Annotated in this window: 20 protein-coding genes and 1 riboswitch; of the genes, 6 read left to right on the forward strand and 14 right to left on the reverse strand. The window is 50.4% G+C overall.

The window, feature by feature from the left end; all coding sequences use genetic code 11:
- The first annotated feature begins 97 nt into the window (after window positions 1–97).
- Window positions 98–1,156, forward strand: coding sequence for an NAD(P)/FAD-dependent oxidoreductase (locus tag OHJ21_RS20265; protein WP_100539231.1), 1,059 nt, complete (start codon window positions 98–100; stop codon window positions 1,154–1,156).
- A 57-nt stretch (window positions 1,157–1,213) separates the two neighbouring features.
- Here the strand turns inward: OHJ21_RS20265 and OHJ21_RS20270 are convergent, their stop codons facing one another.
- Complete coding sequence (locus OHJ21_RS20270) at window positions 1,214–1,462, reverse strand: YuzB family protein (protein ID WP_100539232.1); 249 nt, start codon at window positions 1,460–1,462, stop codon at window positions 1,214–1,216.
- Window positions 1,463–1,544: 82 nt separating this feature from the next.
- On the opposite strand from OHJ21_RS20270, the gene OHJ21_RS20275 reads away from it, so the two are divergent.
- The gene (locus OHJ21_RS20275; protein WP_006212609.1) at window positions 1,545–1,790 is read left to right on the forward strand and encodes a NifU family protein; all 246 of its coding nucleotides are present in this window, start codon (window positions 1,545–1,547) and stop codon (window positions 1,788–1,790) included.
- A gap of 200 nt (window positions 1,791–1,990) precedes the next feature.
- Here the strand turns inward: OHJ21_RS20275 and OHJ21_RS20280 are convergent, their stop codons facing one another.
- The 7 genes from OHJ21_RS20280 to OHJ21_RS20310 all read right to left on the reverse strand — a co-directional run bounded on the left by OHJ21_RS20280 (window position 1,991) and on the right by OHJ21_RS20310 (window position 8,670).
- Window positions 1,991–2,764, reverse strand: coding sequence for an SDR family oxidoreductase (locus OHJ21_RS20280; RefSeq protein WP_100539233.1), 774 nt, complete (start codon window positions 2,762–2,764; stop codon window positions 1,991–1,993).
- Between the two features lie 205 nt (window positions 2,765–2,969).
- Complete coding sequence (locus OHJ21_RS20285) at window positions 2,970–3,812, reverse strand: MetQ/NlpA family ABC transporter substrate-binding protein (protein ID WP_486020973.1); 843 nt, start codon at window positions 3,810–3,812, stop codon at window positions 2,970–2,972.
- A gap of 68 nt (window positions 3,813–3,880) precedes the next feature.
- Complete coding sequence (locus tag OHJ21_RS20290; RefSeq protein WP_076324846.1) at window positions 3,881–4,549, reverse strand: methionine ABC transporter permease; 669 nt, start codon at window positions 4,547–4,549, stop codon at window positions 3,881–3,883.
- A complete protein-coding gene (locus tag OHJ21_RS20295; protein WP_127593495.1) occupies window positions 4,549–5,565 on the reverse strand; it encodes a methionine ABC transporter ATP-binding protein in 1,017 nt (338 codons plus the stop codon). Before OHJ21_RS20295 ends, OHJ21_RS20290 begins: the two co-directional genes overlap by 1 nt.
- A gap of 107 nt (window positions 5,566–5,672) precedes the next feature.
- Window positions 5,673–5,819, reverse strand: a riboswitch (SAM riboswitch).
- Between the two features lie 121 nt (window positions 5,820–5,940).
- On the reverse strand, window positions 5,941–6,660 hold the full coding sequence (locus OHJ21_RS20300) for a Cthe_2314 family HEPN domain-containing protein (protein ID WP_339267986.1): 720 nt from the start codon (window positions 6,658–6,660) through the stop codon (window positions 5,941–5,943).
- A gap of 448 nt (window positions 6,661–7,108) precedes the next feature.
- The gene (locus OHJ21_RS20305; protein WP_100539237.1) at window positions 7,109–8,083 is read right to left on the reverse strand and encodes a COX15/CtaA family protein; all 975 of its coding nucleotides are present in this window, start codon (window positions 8,081–8,083) and stop codon (window positions 7,109–7,111) included.
- Window positions 8,084–8,325: 242 nt separating this feature from the next.
- On the reverse strand, window positions 8,326–8,670 hold the full coding sequence (locus OHJ21_RS20310; protein ID WP_071222388.1) for a thioredoxin family protein: 345 nt from the start codon (window positions 8,668–8,670) through the stop codon (window positions 8,326–8,328).
- Window positions 8,671–8,807: 137 nt separating this feature from the next.
- On the opposite strand from OHJ21_RS20310, the gene OHJ21_RS20315 reads away from it, so the two are divergent.
- Entirely contained in the window at window positions 8,808–10,202 is a 1,395-nt protein-coding gene (locus OHJ21_RS20315; protein WP_486020974.1) for a DUF2515 family protein, read from the forward strand.
- A 147-nt stretch (window positions 10,203–10,349) separates the two neighbouring features.
- Here OHJ21_RS20315 and OHJ21_RS20320 read toward each other — a convergent pair whose 3' ends face one another.
- From OHJ21_RS20320 to OHJ21_RS20330, 3 genes are read right to left on the reverse strand one after another with little or no spacing between them, the layout of a single operon-like run.
- Window positions 10,350–11,975, reverse strand: coding sequence for a putative polysaccharide biosynthesis protein (locus OHJ21_RS20320; RefSeq protein ID WP_326117950.1), 1,626 nt, complete (start codon window positions 11,973–11,975; stop codon window positions 10,350–10,352).
- Window positions 11,976–12,031: 56 nt separating this feature from the next.
- A complete protein-coding gene (locus OHJ21_RS20325; protein WP_100539529.1) occupies window positions 12,032–12,511 on the reverse strand; it encodes a DUF456 domain-containing protein in 480 nt (159 codons plus the stop codon).
- Between the two features lie 7 nt (window positions 12,512–12,518).
- Complete coding sequence (locus OHJ21_RS20330) at window positions 12,519–13,265, reverse strand: Cof-type HAD-IIB family hydrolase (protein WP_100539240.1); 747 nt, start codon at window positions 13,263–13,265, stop codon at window positions 12,519–12,521.
- 258 nt (window positions 13,266–13,523) lie between these two features.
- Between OHJ21_RS20330 and OHJ21_RS20335 the strand changes: the two genes are divergently transcribed.
- Complete coding sequence (locus OHJ21_RS20335; RefSeq protein WP_486020975.1) at window positions 13,524–13,985, forward strand: SRPBCC family protein; 462 nt, start codon at window positions 13,524–13,526, stop codon at window positions 13,983–13,985.
- A 57-nt stretch (window positions 13,986–14,042) separates the two neighbouring features.
- Here OHJ21_RS20335 and OHJ21_RS20340 read toward each other — a convergent pair whose 3' ends face one another.
- From OHJ21_RS20340 to OHJ21_RS20350, 3 genes are all read right to left on the reverse strand, one after another.
- Complete coding sequence (locus OHJ21_RS20340; RefSeq protein WP_486020976.1) at window positions 14,043–16,094, reverse strand: peptidoglycan D,D-transpeptidase FtsI family protein; 2,052 nt, start codon at window positions 16,092–16,094, stop codon at window positions 14,043–14,045.
- A 143-nt stretch (window positions 16,095–16,237) separates the two neighbouring features.
- Entirely contained in the window at window positions 16,238–17,386 is a 1,149-nt protein-coding gene (locus OHJ21_RS20345; RefSeq protein ID WP_100539243.1) for a transglutaminase domain-containing protein, read from the reverse strand.
- Between the two features lie 105 nt (window positions 17,387–17,491).
- Window positions 17,492–17,938: a hypothetical protein gene (locus OHJ21_RS20350; RefSeq protein WP_326096174.1), complete on the reverse strand. Its 447-nt coding sequence runs from the start codon at window positions 17,936–17,938 to the stop codon at window positions 17,492–17,494.
- 181 nt (window positions 17,939–18,119) lie between these two features.
- Here OHJ21_RS20350 and OHJ21_RS20355 point away from each other — a divergent pair, with 181 nt between their 5' ends.
- A complete protein-coding gene (locus OHJ21_RS20355) occupies window positions 18,120–19,289 on the forward strand; it encodes an MFS transporter (protein WP_486020977.1) in 1,170 nt (389 codons plus the stop codon).
- Window positions 19,290–19,722: 433 nt separating this feature from the next.
- Window positions 19,723–20,070 (forward strand): toprim domain-containing protein, encoded by a 348-nt coding sequence (locus OHJ21_RS20360; RefSeq protein ID WP_100539530.1) that lies wholly within the window; start codon window positions 19,723–19,725, stop codon window positions 20,068–20,070.
- Window positions 20,071–20,139 lie beyond the last annotated feature (69 nt).

Genomic DNA, 20,139 nt, shown 5'->3' on the forward strand with positions numbered 1-20,139 from the left:
AGAGATAATATAGCGTGGGTAACCTAAGCCGCTTCTAGCGGCGTTTTTCTTGCGAATCGGCGCTCACCTTCTTATCTCTTGAGAAAGGAAGAAATTTATGAAAAAGCTCGTCATTCTCGGCGGAGGCTATGGTGGTCTTGCCCTAATTCAAGAATTATTCAGCAGCTATCTTCCTCCGGACGTGGAGGTCGTGCTCATCGACCGCATGCCATACCAAGGACTCAAAACCGAATATTACGCGCTGGCAGCAGGCACCGTGGCCGATACCGCCGTTCGTGTTAAATTCCCGGTGTATGACCGCCTCCAAATTGTATATGGTGAAGTCACATCCATTGATCTGGAGAAGAGGCTTGTTAACCTGACGAACAACGATCCCGTGGAATACGATCAACTCGCCATTGCTCTGGGATGTACGGACCGTTATCATGGCGTACCGGGCGCTGAAGAATTCACGTTCAGCCTGCAATCTTTCTCTGCATCCCGGGAAACCTATTTGCACCTGAACAACCTCAGACCTTATGGTCATGTTCATATCATTGGCGGAGGCTTAAGCGGCATCGAACTCGCTGCCGATCTTCGTGAAAGCCGGCCTGACCTTAATATCGCCATCTTGGACCGGGGACAGCGGGTACTTTCTTCTTTTCCTAACCGTTTGTCTGCTTATATTCATCGCTGGTTTGAGGAACACCATGTGGATATCCACAGCGGCGTTTCCGTATCCCGAGTTGAGAAGGACGCCGTGTACAATCTGGATGTGCCTATCCCAACCGACTTGGCTGTATGGACGGCGGGCATTCAGCCCGTAAAGGTCGTACAGGATCTCGATCTGCCAAAAGACCGCAGCGGACGTATTCTGCTGAACGAGTGGTATCAGGTTCCGTCCCATCCGGAAGTATACGTGATCGGCGACTGCGCAAGCCTCCCGTTCGTCCCGAGCGCGCAAGCGGCCGGGGCTCAAGCCGAGCAAGTGGGACATGTCATGAAAGCTATATGGCGTGAGGATACGCCAAAGGTATCTCCGCTGAAGCTCAAGGGAACCCTCGGCTCCCTCGGCAAACATGCAGGCTTTGGACTCATGGGCAGCACTTCGGTGCTGGGCCGGGTACCAAGGATATTGAAGAGCGGTGTTCTCTGGAAATCCAAGCGTCACTACTAGCTCCCAGCAGTTGCAGACGCGTTGTTGCTCCTTACGGAATATGCCAGGTATCCAGCGTCAGCTTTCCTCTTCGCTGTCCTGAAAGCTTTCGAGCCTAGCTTTGACAACGTCAAGCAGCTCTTCTGCCGTAGGGGCCTCGACCCATTCGCCATCCACATAAGCGAAGGGCATCAGGTAGCACTGACCGCAGCTGGTCAGACAGCCGTATTCGATGACTTGACAATCGTACTCGGCTTCAAGCGTCTGGAGAACTTTATCCGTGCCGAAATAGGAATTGCTTGTGCAAAACTCAATGATAATGGACATTGTTATAAGACCTGCCTTAAGATTGGCATTTTATTTTGCCGGTTTATGTACTATAATATAGGGAGGAAAGGAGTTGAACAAGATGAGTGAAAACACGCAAACCACTGTATATGATGAAGTGGCTGAAGTGCTTGATAAACTTCGTCCGTTCCTGCAGCGCGACGGCGGTGACGTGGAACTGGTTGACGTTGAAGACGGCATCGTTAAGCTGAAATTGATGGGTGCATGCGGCAGCTGCCCTAGCTCCACCATTACTCTGAAGGCAGGGATTGAACGCGCCCTGGTTGAAGAAGTAGAAGGCATTCAAGAAGTAGTTCAAGTATTCTAAATCTTCTTTAACTATAAAGAGTCTTGGTTCCCTCGTGGAATCAAGACTCTTTTTTTTGAGATTAAAGAATGTATAAGTTTTCAGCGAAGCGTAAGCCATTCTTTAATCGCATTTATGTGTTTTGGGGTCCCCTCAAAGTATTTGGAATAAGAATCGGAAGCATAGGCTCCACTTTGTGGAGCTATTTAGAGAATGATATGTTATTCCGGTTTAATCAACGGGCGGATCGGGTCCAGCCCGCCGGATATATCCATAATATTGCCGGTAATGAAATCCGACTTATCCAGGCATAGGTATTCGATCACTCTCGCAACGTCTTCCCCGCTTCCCGATCGTCCGCGCGGGGTCAGCCCATCTTGAATGCCTGACACTTCATCGATGGTCTTCTCTTTATTTGCTCCGCGGATGTCCCCCGGACATATCATATTCACGGTGATTCCATACGGTGCTTCTTCCACCGCAAGCGTCTTCGTAAAGGAAACCAGGCCCACCTTGGCAGCCGCGTAGGCTGAACGTTGAGGCCACGCGCGGGCTTCTCCGGCATGTCCGAAACCGAAGTGGATGATGCGTCCCCACTTTTTCTCCCGCATGGCTGGCAGAACGCGGTGGTCCAGCAGCATGACGCCGGTTAAATTGCCATTCACCATATGTACGATTTCGTCGCGGCTGTACTCTGAGAACAGACGACGCTCCCGAATGAACGGTCCCGCATTATTAACAAGGATATCGATGCTGCCCAGCCGCTCCTCCGTCTGATCGACCAATGAATACAGCTCACGTTCGCTGGCGATATCGGCTTTAATTGCAATGGATTTCACGCCAAACCCCTCAATCTCACGGGAAAGCGCCTCCGCTTCATCCTTGCTGTTTACATAATTTATGGCTAGATGACATCCCTGCCGGGCTAACGACAAAGCTGTCATTTTTCCCAAACCTGTCGCACTGCCTGTAATCAGCGCCACTTTTCCCTTCAAGGCTTTCCCTCCTTAGATGGATATCCTTCCTTCAGTATAAAAGATTTGATAAGGCCTAACAACTTGCAACCCGGCAGAGATGGGCGTAGACACAAAAAAAGAAAGGGCTTATCCTTCAAGACCGATAGGTCTCTTTTGGGATAATACCCTTTCTTTACAAATACGAAAAATTTATATTCAGCATATTCGAGCTTTGGAACTCGAATTAGAATGCCGGGATGACGGCGCCTTTGTACTCTTCTTCAATGAAGGTTTTCACGTCCTCGGAAGTCAGCGCCTTCGCCAATTTTTGAATGGCGTCGGAATCCTTGTTGTCCGGACGAGCTACCAGCAGGTTGGCATAAGGGTTCTCTTTGTCTTCGATAAAGAGTGCATCCTTCGTTGGGTCCAGTCCCGCTTCCAGCGCGTAGTTCGTGTTGATGACAGCCAGATCCAGCTCATCCAGCATACGCGGCAGCATGGCGGCTTCAACTTCCTTGAACTCCAGGTTCTTCGGATTTTCCACGATATCCTTGGCGGTAGCTTCAAGCTTGGTTTCATCCTCGAGCTTAATGACGCCATTCTTGGACAGCAGCGTCAATGCACGGCCCGCATTCGAAGGATCATTCGGGATGGCTACAACAGCTCCATCCTTCAGCTCATCCGCAGATGTAATGGTTTTGGAGTACGCACCCAGCGGCTCCACATGCACGGCGATCACGGACTCAAGATCCAGTTTGCGCTCTTTGATCTCGTTATCCAGGTAAGGCTTGTGCTGGAAGAAGTTCGCGTCGATTTCTTTGGAATCCACTTGCGTGTTAGGCAGAACATAATCCGTGAACTCTACGATTTCCAGGTTCACGCCTTCTTTTTCAAGCGCTGGTTTGACATGCTCCAAAATTTTGGCGTGCGGTGAAGGTGAAGCCCCTACTTTCAAGGTCACGGTCTCTTGACCGCCGCCTCCCGTTGTTCCCCCTGGCTCGGATGCGTTATCCGCAGGCTTGCTGCCGCACGCAGCCAGCACCGTAACCAAGGTCAAGCTGATCAATGCTAATGTCCATTTTTTCATTCTAAAACTCTCCCTCCGAAAAAATATATTATTTATATGTTGTCTTCCTTGAAGCCTCATCAATCCCGTTATTTTCTTGTAAAATGCCGCACCAGGCGATCTCCTGCCATTTGCAGCAGCTGTACCAGCACGATCATCAACACAACGGCCAGAATCATGATCTCGGTCTCATAACGGTAATAGCCATACTTGATGGCCAAATCCCCTAATCCGCCGCCCCCGACTTGACCGGACATCGCGGTATAAGATACCAGGGTTACAATCGTGATGGTCATCCCCGCCAGCAGACCCGGACGTGCCTCCGGGAGGAGAACCCTCCATACGATTTGGCTTGTCGAGGAGCCCATGGCATGAGCCGCCTCAATCACGCCTTTATCCACTTCATTCAAAGCCGTTTCCACGAGCCTGGCGAAGAATGGGGCAGCGCCGATCACGAGCGGCGGAATGGTTCCCAGCACGCCGTACGAAACACCTACGAGCGACTTCGTAATCGGGATCATCGCAACGATCAGGATAATGAACGGAACCGAACGCAGGATGTTCACAATGAACGACAGGATCGTGTAACCAAAGCGCACCAAACCGGATGTAGATCTTGCAGCCATGTAGAGCAGCACGCCAACCGGCAGTCCGATGATGAAGCTGAACAATGCCGAAGCCCCCAGCATCCGAAGGGTATCCAATGTTGCCGTCCATATCTCTTTCCAGTCGATCTGGGTAAAATCAAGCCCGAACATTAATGAATCACCTCCACGTCTAATCCTTGTTCCAGCAGCTTCCGGATCGTATCTTCTATGGCACGCTCTTCCCCTTCGAAACGGACGATGAGCTGGCCATACGGCGTTTCTTTGATCGTGGAGATCGTGCCCTGCAGAATCGCAAAATTCACGCCCGTCTCATGAACGGTATGGGACAGAATCGATTCGTACGTTTTCGAACCAAGGAACGTAATCTGCACCGCCTTTGAAGGTCCATTCGCCTGGCCCTGAATGGCCAGCCGCAGCGCTTCGCCGCTGTCCATCTCCTGGCGGATAAATTCCTGGGTCACTTCATGCTTCGGCTTCAGGAACACTTCCGTTACCGGCCCTTGCTCCACAATGCCGCCTTGATGAATGACGGCGACCCGGTCGCATATGCTCTGAATCACATGCATCTCATGGGTAATCAGCACGATCGTCAGATGAAACTTTTTGTTAATGTCCAGCAGCAGGCGCAGGATTGAATCCGTGGTCTGCGGGTCAAGCGCCGAAGTGGCCTCGTCGCACAGCAGCACTTCGGGATCGCTTGCGAGCGCTCTGGCTATGCCGACCCGCTGCTTCTGACCGCCTGATAGCTGGGACGGGTATTTGTCCCGATGCGCCTCCAAGCCGACCAAAGCCAACAGTTCGGATACCTTGCGTTCCATCTCAGCCTTCGGCGTCTTGATCAGACGCAGCGGAAACGCAATGTTATCGTACACCGTCGCGGAAGATAACAGGTTAAAGTGCTGAAAAATCATGCCGATTTTGCGGCGTTCCGTCTGAAGCTGCTTCTTGCCAAGCGACGTTAAGTTCTTACCGTTCACCCACACCTCGCCCGAGGTGGGACGCTCCAACAAATTGATACAACGGATCAATGTACTTTTACCTGCACCGGAGTGTCCGATCACTCCGAAAATTTCTCCTTTTTCAATCGACAAATCCAATTCGGACAACGCAGTGGTTAAGGTTCCGGCTTTTCCGTACTGCTTCGTCAATTGCTTGAGCTCAATCAATCCGATAATCCTCCTTTTTCCGTAGCTTCATATCTATTTACCCAATAGAAAAGAGCCTCTTTTTGTAGAATCAAAAAGGGCCCTCTTTACGTAAAAGTCAACGCCTTTTCTCATCTGTCAAAGCCAAGGGATATCCTGCAGCTTTGAAGGAATTAGCACCATGTCACTCCAAGCGTCACTGCGTTAAGCAATTACACGCTGGAGTCGGTTGCCGGGCTTCATCGGGCCTGTCCCTCCGCCTCTCTCGATAAGAAAACATCGATATGAAATTTTTCCGATTAATTTGATCTGATTTAATAACATTTAATGAATGCAATAGTTAGTATAGATTCTTTTCAGGTTTTTGTCAAAAGGAATTTCATGGCGATTTTGTGCCTAAGCCCTGACTCCATTTTTCCCCCAAAGCTCGTTCGTATATTTATAAGAGGCCGCCAGACTCCGGCATACCATATCGACACCTTGTTTGAGATCGTCCAGGTGCTGATCGATATCCTCCAGCTCGATCTTGTCCGACAGCCCTTGATGACGCTGCCATAAATCATCCTGCATCTCGGAATTCATGTAATGGATTTCGGCGTTGCGCCGTTTCCGAAGTGTGTTCAGCGGTGTTTTGTAACGCTCCTTGATCGCTTCCAGCTCTTTGGCCAGCTCTCCGTGGGCCTTCAGGAATTTAAACTGCCGCAGGACCGTAAAATAAGAGAAATGCGCCTTCACCTTGGAGGTATGAAGATCGTACAAATCGTTCAACACCGTCCCCAGCTTGTCAAGGATTGAGAATACGCGTATGAAGCCGTTTTTGTAAAAATACACATATCGTTGATATTCCCCTTGCTCCTGAATCGACATGTCATCGATGTAACCCGATTTGACCGATTGACTGAAATGCCTTGCCGCATTCCAGCTCTGTTCCAGCTCATCCAGGGAAACGATCAACCCCCGGGTCCAAATCTCAAGCTTGCGAAAGTCATGCGTCGGATCCTGATTTTTCTCCATTTCCTTCTGCAGCAGCCGGGTTGTTTGGACCATCGATTCGATGGCTTCCTCAAGCAGGCCGTTATTGTGCCGGGGCTGTTCCCCAAGTAACATTCGAAGCATGGCGGTACCCCCTCGCGTCATCAGATTAACCTTGGTTTCTTGGATCGCTATTTGCCAAAATAGGGATTCCACCGCGTTTCAACCGTTTTCACGATATCCTCACGCGGGAATAACTCACCGGGGTATCCCGGTTGTGTTTCAGTTCGTTCACATAGAATGCCCACGAAACGACCAGACAACCCCCACAGAATGGAGCGACTTGAGATATTCCCTGGTTATCGGTTTCGTCAATCTTAATAAATATAAACAAATCCGTTGCCGAATCAAACCTTTCCAGTACCGCTTCGAGCGTCTTCCTTAAATCAGACAGGTTGAGCGGACGGTTAGACGGTTGGTATATCAATTCCCTCTCTATACAACAAAGCCCTCGAACGTTGGCCCGGGGACTTTGCTTAACATATGTTGCCTTACATTCGATCTCTTTGTTTCATGGTTTTTGCTTCTTTACTTATACGATCTTTTCACGAGGCATGTTGTGACCCGGCCGCATCTCAGCTTCAAGCGGCTTGCTGAGCTGCCATACCCGGACACTTAAATAACAGAGTACGCCGAATAAGGCCGAGATCAGCAGCGTGTGTCCCAGTGCGGAGAATACGTAAACCTCCTCGTTATGCATCGTTGCCATAATGAGGGCACCGCTAAACACCTGCAGCAGGCAGAGCACGGTTGCCGAAATGCCCAGCATCTGTACCTCCCGGTTGTCGCGGTTGCGCCAATATGCAAAATGCCCCATCACCGCCACCACGATCAGCAGCAGAAGCGCTGCCACCCGGTGCATAAAAGCGATGCCGACTCCACCGCTCAGCTCCGGGATCACTTCCCCGTTACACAGCGGCCAGCCGGAGCAGCCTTCCCGGGAATCGGTGTGGCTAACGAATGCACCAATATAAACGACGATATAGCTATACAGGGTTGTGCCCCAGACTAGATTACGGAAACCCTTGCTTACCCGAGGCAGACGTTCCAAGTCTACGGGCCCCTTCGCCTGTTCTACCCGCCGCATACCCAGAGCCAGCATGACGGAGCTCGCAAAAGCAATTAGCGAGAAGCCAAAATGCAGCGCCATAATCGCGGCCGATTGAGGCTTAACCACCGCTAGCGCCCCCATGATCGCCTGCACCACGACGAATACCGAGGTCCCGATAACATAAGCCATCAAATCCCGGCGATCCCGCTTGTACTTCCAGAACGCAATCAGCGAAGCCAGCGCCGCCAAACCCGCCATTCCGCTGACAGCCCGGTGGGAATACTCAATCATGGAGGATACCGTGTAAGCGGGAACAAATTTACCATTGCACAGCGGCCATTCCTGACCACAACCGAGTCCCGAGCCCGTCTTAGTCACAACCATGCCCCCGAAAGTCGCGCAGAACATAATTAAGCATGTTATGTAACTCAGCCATTTTAATTGTTTATCATTCACTTATCTCACCTGCTGCTCATATTCACTATTTAAACCTTTACAGGATCGCATCGTACACAGTCCACATTTCATTATACCTGATTCTACGGCTACGGTCACTTGAGCGATTGTGACAAAATGTTCAAAAATGAGAAAAACCTTCATGATGCAAGTACTTGACTTCGTAGCCCTACCTCTATCCGATATGTAAAACAACACCGCCGCCAGTTATAGATCAAGGCGGCGGTGCTATGGTTTCACTCTTACTTATGAATCGTACTGTATACGTCCACGGCACGCTGCAGGAAATCTTCAATCTCCTCGCGCGATTTGCGGAGTTTGTTAACGTAGCGAACCAGCTCACGTCCATCGGAATATGCAACAAAGCTGGGGATCCCCAAAATATTTTGCTGCTGACTCACGTCACCGACAGCATCGACGTCAACCTCTACCAGAGTCAATTGGTTTGAGAACTTCGTCTCAACCTCCGGCATGAATGGATCGATAAACTTGCAATCGCCGCACCAGTCTGCTTTAAATACGGCAACAGTCAGTCGCGGAGACTGGATTGCAACCTGAAATTCTGCTTCTGAAGTGATTTTTTCCATTGATTATCTCCCCTTTACGTCGAATTCCTTCACCCTTAGTGAATCAAAATGTTGAGTGGAAGTCAAATTTTAGAGCATACTGACATTATGATGTTCACAGGCTGGGATTAACCATTAGAAAGTGCAGGTGACCCCGAATGCACTCGAACGGAGTCAAAGATAAAAAAAACCTGGGCAAGGATGTACGGTCATGGACGGCAACCCTTCCGCTAGCCCTGACAGAATCATGGTCGGGAATGATCGCATCGTGGAGATTCTCCTTAAAACTCCGGACAAGCAGACATGAATTGCAATGGGATCCCACAGCCGTTAGAACGATTCGCAGGCAGCTCAAGAACATTCTCTCCTCTCATCCCTATCTGCAGCAGAGCGTTTCCCCGTTTCCGTACCCTTCTATGCAAGGGTATAGCGACATTCGGATTCATGAGCCAGGTGCAGATGTTCAGCTATCTCAAGATGAGCAGGAGCTGATTCATCATATTCAAGAGGCCGCAGCCGAAGCCAACCGCAGCAATGTGACTCGTACGCAAGCCTATTTGGACTGTTATGTGTCACATCCTGAGCTGCATTGGGCCTTGCTGGCCCATATGGTCTCGCGTAATGCCGGGTGGAATATGAGCGATCTGAAGGGCGGATTGATGTCGGATCTCATGGATCCCACATTCAAGAGCAATTTGTATCGTTTCTTGGAACGCTGCAATGCGCTGATCTTCCAGGACGCCTACCCCCAGCTGCTTCTCTATATACACAGTCGAAAAAAAGGGAAGCCCCTATTTCATTTGCTCCCCCACTTTCATGTTTCATCGTTCATGACACCGTTCTGGGAGCAGTTCTGGCAGGATCAGGGCAGTTCGCTGCTTACGGTGGGTCTCATCATTAATGAACAGAATTATATTGAGGGGCGTGTGGCGAAACATCCTTTTTACCGACAGCATATTCTACAGGATCCCTTCTTTCGGATGCATGAGCTGACCCGGTTGAATCAAATCGTGTTTCCGTTGGGCCAAGTCCATCGAACGGAGTCGGGCGCAAGCCCTGCCCAAAAGCCCCTTTCCCCAGCCAGGCCGCTGGCCGGACTTACCCTACCCAAGTTTGACGACCTGTCCATTCGGATCAAGGCAGGCCGTTCGCTGTATGCTTTATTATTTGGATATGAGGAGATATACCGCGCCGTGCTGGCATTCGCACGGTCCACCAAGCACCAGGGATCACGCGCCGAATATTGGCCGGCCTTATTTACGCCGACCCTTGAGCAAGCCATGAATCATGGCCATGAGGGATTTGAACTTATCACATCGGAATGGCTCCCGGGTGGCCAACGTCTGTATAGCCCTCATCTTGAAGAGATCTGGGAGGATGAAACTCCCGAGCCGATTCCCCGGTACGACTGGTATCAGGGCCGCGCGATGTTCAGGCATATCCGTAAACCGTTACGGCCGCTGCTGCCGGATATCACCCACGCCCATCGGGCCGCTCTGGAGAAAACCTCCATCGTCCATGATGTGTCTGATCCGTTCGAGCGGCGGCATTAAAATGAAAAGAGACCGTCCCGATACTGCAAGGAAGGTCTCATTTCGGTTCTATTCACACGATAAGTGCGTGTTCAAAAAGGTCGATTTTCAGCACCAAAGCTTATGCTTCCGATGTGCGTTTTTCAAAACGCTTCAGTGTCTATGTCTTTATCCCCGCTCCCGCATACGTGCAGGCTGCAGTCTCATAAGCGGACGGAACACCTTCTGCAAAAGACGCGGGTAACTGCTCAGCTCCGATTGGCGCAATACGCCAAACACCACCAGCAGGACAAGATATATAATGACCACGGCCACGCCTACAACCAGGCAAGTCAGCAGGAATGCCAACCGTGCCGGCATGACATCAACCATCTGAATACCGGCCAGATTCAGGCCATATCCGATTCCACCGGCGGCAAGCACCGTCAGTACGAAGCCCGTCCAGCGTTTGCCCAGGATGGAGAAGGATACAATTGCTTTAATCGATCTTATATTCAGTATCGTAATGACAAGGAAACAAAGAGCCGTACTCCCAATGATACCGTAAATCCCAAAGAACGGAGCAAGCAGGAAGCTGGCTGCAAGCTTGACCACAACCCCGATCATCACGTGAATCATCGAAAGCTTGGCCTTGCCGATTCCAAGAAGAATGGAATTTGTCGTCATCATCGTGATCTGGAAAATCGTACCGAACGTCAGAAATCCAATAATCCCGCTGCCGCCCAAGGAACTGAACAGTAAACCATTGATGGAATAGGAAGCAACGCATAGCGCAATCACCATCGGCATCCCCGTCAATATGGCTATACGCATAGCCAGCGATACTTGCTGTTCCAAATGCTCCTGATCTTTCTTCGCAAAAGCGGCAGAGATGATCGGAATGAGCGAGGTGCTGAGGGCAATGGCTAGAATCGGCGGAATTCCCGCGACGCTCTGCGCCCGGTTTCCTAATACCGCGAGGGCTGCGGTGGCTTGTCCCAGACCAACCTGCCCGATCAACAGCGGTTTCACGATGGAGCTGTCAATAAAGTTAACTGCCGGAACCGCCAGGGAAGACAGCACAATCGGTATAGACAGCGTGAATATATCCCTGTATATCCCGCCAAGCGGAATGGAGCGGTCCGCCGCCGGCATCTTGAGCTCACGATCACTTCGGCGAAGTTTTACCGTGAAGTACAGCATGACGGCAAATGCTCCGATACTGCCGAGTACGCCCCCGAAGGAGGCGCCGGCCGCGATCCAGGTATCGTCGTATCCCATCCGCAGCAGCATGTAGGCCAAGCCGATCGCTGTCAGAACCCGTGCAATCTGCTCGATAATCTGCGATATGCCACCAGCCGTCATATTATTGCGCCCCTGGAAGTATCCCCGCATCATGGCGATGGCTGGGAACAGCAGCAGCGCTGGGGCGAGTGCCTGAATGGCCGCGGCTGCCTCCGGCTGCTTAGCAATATGGGTCGCATAATAAGGAGCTCCGAAATAAAGCAGCAGCGTCATAATTACACCCGCTGCTCCGGCAAAAATAAGTGCAGCATGATAGACACGCCGGGCCTCCGCAGGCTTGTTCAAAGCATGACGCTCGGATACCATTTTGCTGAGCGTGCTGGGAATGCCGGCCGTTGCTACCGTTAACAGCATTAAATATACGTTATTGGCGATCGTAAATGAGGCATCCCCAATATCATTCAGCATATGCTCCAGGGGCACCCGCTGAGCAAGGCCCAGCACCCGGGCTACCAGCGCAGCAGCGGCCAAGATGATGGTGCCTTTAATAAATGACTCTTTCTTTGACAAAACCGTACCCTTCTTTCTCCTCCAAAGCGCCTCTTACAGCGATTCCTAAGCGTCTATTAGAAAATCCAAATGAAGAAAATAACAATCATCGCGAGCTGTAAAATAACCTTCACCACAATGCTGCTGAACAATCCAATGACCGATCCGAAACCAACCTTCATGGATTTGCTCGGTCCCGAGCCTGCCAGCATTTCACCCAGAAATGCCCCGATGAACGGTCCGATAATCAATCCAAAAGCGGGAATGACGAACGGTCCGATAATCAGTCCGATGGTGCTGCCCCATATCGAGGCTTTGGAACCGCCAAGCTTCTTAACTCCCCAGGCGTTAACCGCATAATCGGCAATGAACAGCACCACCAGAATGATGGTCTGAATAATCCAGAACCATGTATTGTAATGCTCGAATGTAAAGAACCAGCCGTAAACAAACAGCGCCAGGTAAATGGCGATAACCCCCGGCAGAATAGGGTAAATCGCTCCGGCCATCCCAATGATAAACAGAGCGATGACGATAATCCAGCCCAATACGTCCATCAACATCTCACCCTTCGATCAAAATATGATCCCTGATGACCTCAACGATACCGTCCTCATTGTTGCTGGAAACCACAAGGTCCGCTTCATCCTTTACCGTCTGCTGGGCATTGCCCATAGCCACGCCGAGTCCGGCCTGCTGAATCACAGCCAGGTCGTTCAAGCTGTCCCCTACGGCTACGACCTCGGACATGCTGATTCCGAGCAGCTCGCACACCTGTCCGATTCCGGTCGCTTTGTTAACGCCGAGCGGATTGATTTCCAGGTTATCCGGCGAGGAGTTCGTGATCTCCAGTCCACCCATATCCTGCAGGCGCATCAGAATGTTGTGGCGTACCTCATGATCATTCGTGGTGTAACCGAACTTCAGCCACTCCTGATTCGCGACATCGCCGATCCAGTTCTCAGAGTTATACAATCTTTCTACTGAATACGCCCAGAACCATGATCCGGTTTCAATGGCAAGTGCGTGCATTTGCTCCACAAGCTTGCTGTCGAGCAGCGCCCGGCGGTGCAATTCATATGGCGCGCGCCATACCTCCCCGCCGTTCACCGTTACCATCGGTGTCGTCAGTTCAAGCTGCTTGGCATACGGATAAGCATCCTGAAACGGCCGGCCTGTCGAGAGGCAGACGTGAATGCCGTGCCGTACCGCCTCTTTGATCCACTTCACCGTTTCCTCGGACACCTCATGATCGTCCCGCAGCAGCGTACCGTCCATATCCAGTGCCAATAATCGATATTTATGTTTCATGGTATTAACCCCCTTACGAATCACAAGCAAACATAACGACATTTTACCACAAAAGGCAGGTCGTCAAAACATCCCTCATGAATAGCAGCCCCCAGACGGGCCAAAACGGAGGAAAAGCCTAGGATCAACTAGGATTCCCCAAGCGCTCGAACAAATCACACGCCCTTGAAATGAATGAGCAATGTAAAAGAAAGAATATGATTTCTTTTATGCTACGATACTTACTGAAGACAACCCCGAAAGGAGTCATAAAATCATATGACCAAACTCAATGAGAAGCCCGTCGTAACGGCAGAGATGCTGATTCGAAGACCGGTTTCAGAAGTATTCGAGGCTTTCATCAACCCTGAGATCACAACCAAGTTCTGGTTTACCAAAAGCAGCGGCAAGCTTGAGGAAGGCCATCATATCCGCTGGGATTGGGAGATGTATGGGGTACATGATGACGTGTACGTTCAACATATTGAAGTGAACCGCCGCATCGCGATCGAGTCTTCGGACCAAACCAGGACCAAGTGGGCATTCACGTCACGCGGCGATCATGAAACCTTCGTTGCCATTACCCATTCCGGATTTACAGGCAGTGCGGATGAAATGGTGCAGGGAGCTATGGATTCCATGGGAGGATACACCATGGTGCTCTGCGGACTCAAAGCGCTGCTGGAGTTTGGCGTCGTCTTGAATCTGGTAGCGGACAAGGCTCCGGACGCCCATGTGTAACATAAAGAAAAGGCAGCCAACCCATCGAGGGCTCTTGGCTGCCTTTTTGCTGCTCTATTAGTTGGAATTTCCATCCCCATTCTCGCCCTCGGTTTTTTTAGGGTGAGGCGTACCGTCGAGTCCGTAAACTTCGTCATACGCATCGAAAATTTTGCGGGCAACCGGCGCGGCACTCTGGGAACCGAAGCCTGCTTCCGGTATGACGACGGCGACGGCCAGCTTCGGATTTTGCCGTGGTGCAAAGGCGATGAACACCCCATTCTCCACCCGGATCCGAGTACCGTTTTTATAAATATCCTGCTCGGATGTTCCTGTCTTCCGCGCAAAATCATATTTAAAATCTTCAAAAGCTCGAAGTCCCTGCGTATTCATCCCTGCAATGACTTCATTCCAGTACTGCTGCGGGAATACCGCTTTATTCAATACCTCGCGTTTGAATTCCTTGATCACATTGCCGTCCTGATCCACAATCTTGCTCGCAAGCTGCGGCCGAATGCGCTCGCCCCGATTGGCAAGCGTGCTGGCATACTGTGCCAATTGGAGCGTCGTATATTTACCGGACTGTCCGAATGAAGCGTATGCCATGGCAGCCAGATAACTTCCCGCCTGCTCGATATTGGTATACTCGATGATTCCTTTATGCTCCTTCGGCAGGCCGGATTCGGTAGATACCCCAAGCCCGAATTCCCTCATGTATTCATCCCATATTTCAACGGATTTGGAGCCGTATTTGTTATACAGTCGTTCCCCGATCCAGTCAACCATAAAGGCGTTGGAAGAATGCTCGATCGCTTGTCGGGCATTCAAAGATCCATAGGCTTTACCGCCTGAGTTCCGAACTCTCGTATTATCCTTACCGAAAAATGCTGCACCGCCATCATAATAATAATCGTTAGGTCCAAACAATTTTTCATTAAGTCCAATCAATACCGTCAAAGGCTTCATGGTGGAGCCGAGCAGCACAACCGATTCCAGATTGTTCCCGGATCGACCGGAACTGTATGGAGAGATCGTTCCGTTACCGTAATACTTCATGACGGTTTCCCAATCATCGGTTCCATTCTCCCACACATTCGGGTCATAATCCGGCATACTGGCCATGGCGACAATGTTCCCGGTATCCACTTCCATCGCTACGGCATAACCCGTTTGCGCATTCGGATGTGTTTTACCGGAAACTGTATTGGTATGAAGCCATTTCAGCTGATCGATGATCGCCTGCTGTGTAACCTTCTGAATATCCTTATGGATCGTCGTATGAATATTGTAACCCTTCTCCGGGGCGATCATGGTTGGCACCCCGTCCGCCATGTTCTGCGGATTAATTGGAATACCGATATATCCGTTTTTGCCGCGCAACTCATCCTGGAACATCATTTCGAGTCCGTCTACGCCAACCTTCTCCTGCTCCGTGTAGATGAGTCCCGGATCCTTTTGCTTCTTGTTCTGCTCATCGATCTCCTTATATTTTTCCAGCGTCTTAATGCCGCGGAACTCTTTCAAATAACCAATCGTTTGAACGGCAATTTTGTCCGGGTTGTATTGGCGCTGGCTCTCTTCCACGACCTCGACCCCAGGATACTCGTTCTTATGCTCCATAAAGTAAGCCACTTCTTTGGTCGAGAGATCTGCCTTAATGCGTCTCGGCTCATAACCCGGCTGCTTGTTAAATTCCAGGTCCATCGCTTTGATCACATCATCCACCGTCAACTTTTCGGCTTTTGGATCACCATACTGTTCGAAGACCTTGACCATTTCCTCGGCCAGCTTTTCGATCTCCGGACGGTTCTTCTTCCCTCGTTCGGATGAACTGTAATCCTTTAACAGCGTTAAATACAGTGCTTGGGAGGGTGTCGAGTAGGCAAGCGGCGTTCCGGAAGCATCGATGATGCTGCCCCGGATCGGCTGAAGCGGGAAATTTTTAACCTGCCCGCCGGTTTCGAGCTCTTTTAGCTCAGGCCCTTCAACAAACTGCAGTATAGCAAGACGTATAATAATGACACAGAATATGATAAAAGTGCTGAAAAAAAATAGATTAACCCGCAAGTTAAACTGACTGCCGGCATCTCGTTCTTCTTGTTTGCGCTTATCCGGCCTAAACCCTTTCACGTATGCTTCTCCCCTTTATCCACAATCACATAAACCCATATTAACATAAACGCCCCCCCACTTCATCTGGAAGGGCCCTCCTGATAGGCAAGGGCGGACTTCCCTTGCTCAAAAGTCCGCCCTTCTCCATATCAACACACCGATCAAAACACTTGCTCTTTAATATGCGTCTCGTTGAAGCGCGGCGGGTTAAACCAGTTGCCGCTTTGTGCCCAGGTCGGGTCCAGCGGTATCCATCGCTTCTCTTCACTCAAGTAGACCTCATTCCAGGCATGCGGGCCATAACCGCCTTGCCCATTATATCCCCTGCCGGTTACGACCCGGACTTTCAGATCCTGAGACCGGGCCATCATGGCATACAGCCGGGCATAATCAATGCACACGCCTAATCTTGTATCGTACGTATCCTGTGGTGTCTGCTCTTTCCATATCCGCTGCTCTTCATACAGCGTCACTTTGTCGTGATCATATGCGATCCGGCTGCCAACCCAATCATAGAGCTTTCGCGCTTTCTCTTCATCGGTTGACGCGCCCTTCACGACATGGGCTGCCGTCTGCTCAATGCCCTCGGGAATCTTGTGGTCGATGACCTCATACTTCCGCTGAATGATCCCATTCAATTCTTCCTGTACCGATTGGGTAAAGACCGGCAGCTTCTCGCGGACGAGAGAACCCGACAAAGGCTCTATTACAGCCCTCGCTCCCTGCTGATAAACCGGTGAAGCCTCAACATACCGGCTAAAGCCGTGATCGGGATTCAGACTGACGTAGATGAATAAGATCGCAATGACAATAATGCTCCGCGCAGCTCCCATGATGACACCAATTCCAGCCCCTGTTAGCCGGCTCAGCAGTGATGCCGAGGTATCTTTTCTCGTTCCGAAAAGTCCCAGCCTGCCTCCCATGATCAGGGAAACGAGCAGACGCAGCATAAATACGATAAGGGCGTAACTTAACATAAACAGCACTGCAAACCGCAACAGCGGGAAATCCGCCAGCGATTTTACGGCTGTATAATAAACCTGTTCCCAGAAGCGAAGCTCCCGATTCGGTAAACTTGCGGCCGTGCCCAGCCAATCGCCTGCTTTAGGCGATAACCATAATGTAAAAGGAACGGAGATCGCAAGCCCGACCAGGCGCAGCACCGCATCCCCCAGAAAAAAAACAAGCTTCCCGGCTGACCGGGAGGCTCCGCGACTCCATCCCTGCAATAGTGAAAAAGCCACAATCAGCAGCAGCAAGATGGTGATTCCGTTCCCACTCAGCACACTATCCTTCCATGCCGACATCAACGGTATCCCCTCCTCTCCCCATGATGTCTTGTCAACCGATGTAGCGAGCTGCAGGACTATAAAGCTGCTGCCCTCGTACATCGCTTCCGATTGCGTCTCATCTTTTTATTTCGAGGCCGTATTGCTCTTGGCATCGTCGATAAAGCTCTGAATCGTATCGTTGATATCCCACTTCCCTACCGAAACACCGCGGAACGTCACTTCAACCTCTTCGGAACCAGAACTTCCTTTCAGCTCCAGATTGGGAGCTTTAATGGAGTAGGTACCGTCCCCATTCGAAGTATATTTCGCTTCCTTCGCTTCTTTCATCATCATGTTCAGCGCTTCTTTTTTTATCGTATCCACCGTTTCTTCCTTCACCGTGGTTACAACCTCGCCGATTTTATCGAGGGAAATTCCGCTGTACACCAGCAATCCCACGATGATCAGTACGGCAAGCGCCCACTTAATAACGGTTCTCACCACATTCAGTACAATAAACAAGACAATTAAGGCGATGGCAATGACCAGCCAGTTTTGTTTGAGAAATTCAATCCAGACCTGAGTATCCAATTCAATTCACTCCCGTTCATCGTTTCAAAAACGGCGGTTCATGGCCGTCTTATTAATTATACATGATACCCCGCAATACTGTCAGCCAACCGGGTCTTTTCACAAAAAGGTATAAGCTTGCCCTTTCGAACGTACAAGTAGTAGTAACATATCAACTTTTGCCGGATAGGAGGGTGCCATATTGAAAACCGCTTTATGGCTCTATATGTTTTTGTTTCTGGCGTTTTTTGATTTGCATGCTCAGTATCCAGTACTGACGCCCTTTGCCATCTCCCTTGGCGCAGCCCCTACGTTCATCGGCTGGATGATGGGCATTTATGCTTTAACCCATCTGCCTGGCAATTTGCTTGCAGGCAATCTGATCGATCGGCACGGCAGCAGACGCTACATTATTTTCAGCTTAACCGCTGCTGGTGTTATTCTGCTGCTCCAGGCTCATGTCCAATTGCCCTGGCAGCTGCTCGTGCTCCGCTCGATCAGCGGTTTTGTCTTGGCCTTTTTGTCACCTGCCTGTCTGGCACTGCTTGCGTCACTCTCCCGGGATCCTGTAACGCAAGGCAAATATATGTCCGGTCATGGCGTTGTCCACACCCTTGCCTCTGTCTTGTCCCCGGCCGCCGGAGCTTTCATTGTAGCCAAAGCAGGATTTTCCGGTACATTCCAGAGTCTGGGCTGGCTTTTGATTTTTACCGGCTTGATGGCGTTTCTCAGTCTCCCGAAGCCTCTGTCAGCCACCGCTAAAGATAAGGGGCAGGCTGTGCCGATCAACAATGGGACACCGGCGCGGCTTCCTTTTAGTTTGCGCTTATATTTGATTCCGTTTGCTATCGCATGCTCACAAGGAATCCTGTTCTTTGAAATACCGCTGCGGGAAAGCGGGCTGGCAAGCATTATGTCCACCGGACTTCTATTCTCCGTCATTAGTCTTGGAGCATTGGTCACATTAAGCATGCTGTTTCTTAATCGTTATGCGCCCCATATCAGAGTGGCCGTCGGTGTACTGGGGCTGGCTATTTGCTTCTACGCCCTCGCCGCCGCGCATCAATTACCGATTATGATTATCCTGTTTGCACTGGGGCTTGCTAAAGGATTACTGTTTCCGGCATTATCTTCACTCTTCATTGAGCTAAGCGGCGGAGGCAGACTCGGGAAAGTATTCTCATTGCAATCCATCGCCATGTCGCTGGGTTCCTTTGTAGGTCCTATTGCGGCTGGACAGCTCCGAACGGTGGTATCCCCTTATTTTATCGCGTTTCTGATGCTGATGACCGTGCTCCTGCTGCTCCCCAAACGCAATCGTGAAGCACCTTTAACAGCCATCTCACCAGAAACCCCAATCTCAACCGTCTAAGGAAGCTGTACCGGGCTTGAGCCAGCGCCCAAAAAGATGCGGATGGGCCAATACACAATCCATATGGGTAAATCCACATAAGATACAGTGTGGCAAATGACCACGGACATCTAACCAAGGGGTGAAGTAATCATGAGTCATGTTCATCATCATAAACATTGTCATACAGGAGGCCATGGAAATTCTGTAGGGATGGTTCTTGTATTGTATATTCTGCTCGTCATCATCTTGAGCTGTTTCTACTAGAATACATGGGTTAACCTTGTTACGGCCATCCAGTGGATGGCCGTTTTATTTTGCCTGCTTTGCATGATCGGTAAAAAACAAGTTACACTATACATACACCATTCGACACAACCATCATTCGACGGCAGATCATCATTTCCCGGGGAATGCTGCCAAGGATCTCCGTATCATGACAGAGGTGAAAAAGATGCCGATATTCCTCATTGTAGAGGGCAAGAACGACCGGAGCCGACTACGCCGATTGCTGACATCGGATATAACCATCCTGTGCACATTCGGAACGTTAAACACCGCCAAGCTGGAAAGCCTTCATAAACAGGTGAAGGATCAAGAGGTGTATCTTTTTATGGATAACGACAGCTCCGGCAAAAAAATTCGCGGTGCCCTGCGCGACGTCTTTCCTGATGCCGAACACATCTATACACGCCGGGGATACGCCGGAGTTGAAGGAACGCCTGACGAATACCTGATTGCCCAGTTAGAGAAGGCCGGGCTGGAAGAGTTCATCATTTACCCGCCTCCTGCTGAGTTCTGAGATACATCCGAAATCCCTATTTAAATAAAAAAAGGCGTCCTCCATCTTTAACGATAGAGCGCGCCTTTT

The sequence above is a fragment of the Virgibacillus sp. LDC1 genome (assembly GCF_025792345.1).
Taxonomy (GTDB): domain Bacteria; phylum Bacillota; class Bacilli; order Paenibacillales; family Paenibacillaceae; genus Paenibacillus_AQ; species Paenibacillus_AQ lautus.

Bases quoted from the DNA above. Each gene is read 5' to 3' on its own strand.
- OHJ21_RS20265 (WP_100539231.1), top strand. From the start codon at position 98: ATGAAAAAGCTCGTCATTCTCGGCGGAGGCTATGGTGGTCTTGCCCTA.
- OHJ21_RS20270 (WP_100539232.1), bottom strand. From the start codon at position 1,462: ATGTCCATTATCATTGAGTTTTGCACAAGCAATTCCTATTTCGGCACG.
- OHJ21_RS20275 (WP_006212609.1), top strand. From the start codon at position 1,545: ATGAGTGAAAACACGCAAACCACTGTATATGATGAAGTGGCTGAAGTG.
- OHJ21_RS20285 (WP_486020973.1), bottom strand. From the start codon at position 3,812: ATGAAAAAATGGACATTAGCATTGATCAGCTTGACCTTGGTTACGGTG.
- OHJ21_RS20290 (WP_076324846.1), bottom strand. From the start codon at position 4,549: ATGTTCGGGCTTGATTTTACCCAGATCGACTGGAAAGAGATATGGACG.
- OHJ21_RS20300 (WP_339267986.1), bottom strand. From the start codon at position 6,660: ATGCTTCGAATGTTACTTGGGGAACAGCCCCGGCACAATAACGGCCTG.
- OHJ21_RS20310 (WP_071222388.1), bottom strand. From the start codon at position 8,670: ATGGAAAAAATCACTTCAGAAGCAGAATTTCAGGTTGCAATCCAGTCT.
- OHJ21_RS20315 (WP_486020974.1), top strand. From the start codon at position 8,808: ATGCACTCGAACGGAGTCAAAGATAAAAAAAACCTGGGCAAGGATGTA.
- OHJ21_RS20325 (WP_100539529.1), bottom strand. From the start codon at position 12,511: ATGGACGTATTGGGCTGGATTATCGTCATCGCTCTGTTTATCATTGGG.
- OHJ21_RS20330 (WP_100539240.1), bottom strand. From the start codon at position 13,265: ATGAAACATAAATATCGATTATTGGCACTGGATATGGACGGTACGCTG.
- OHJ21_RS20335 (WP_486020975.1), top strand. From the start codon at position 13,524: ATGACCAAACTCAATGAGAAGCCCGTCGTAACGGCAGAGATGCTGATT.
- OHJ21_RS20360 (WP_100539530.1), top strand. From the start codon at position 19,723: ATGCCGATATTCCTCATTGTAGAGGGCAAGAACGACCGGAGCCGACTA.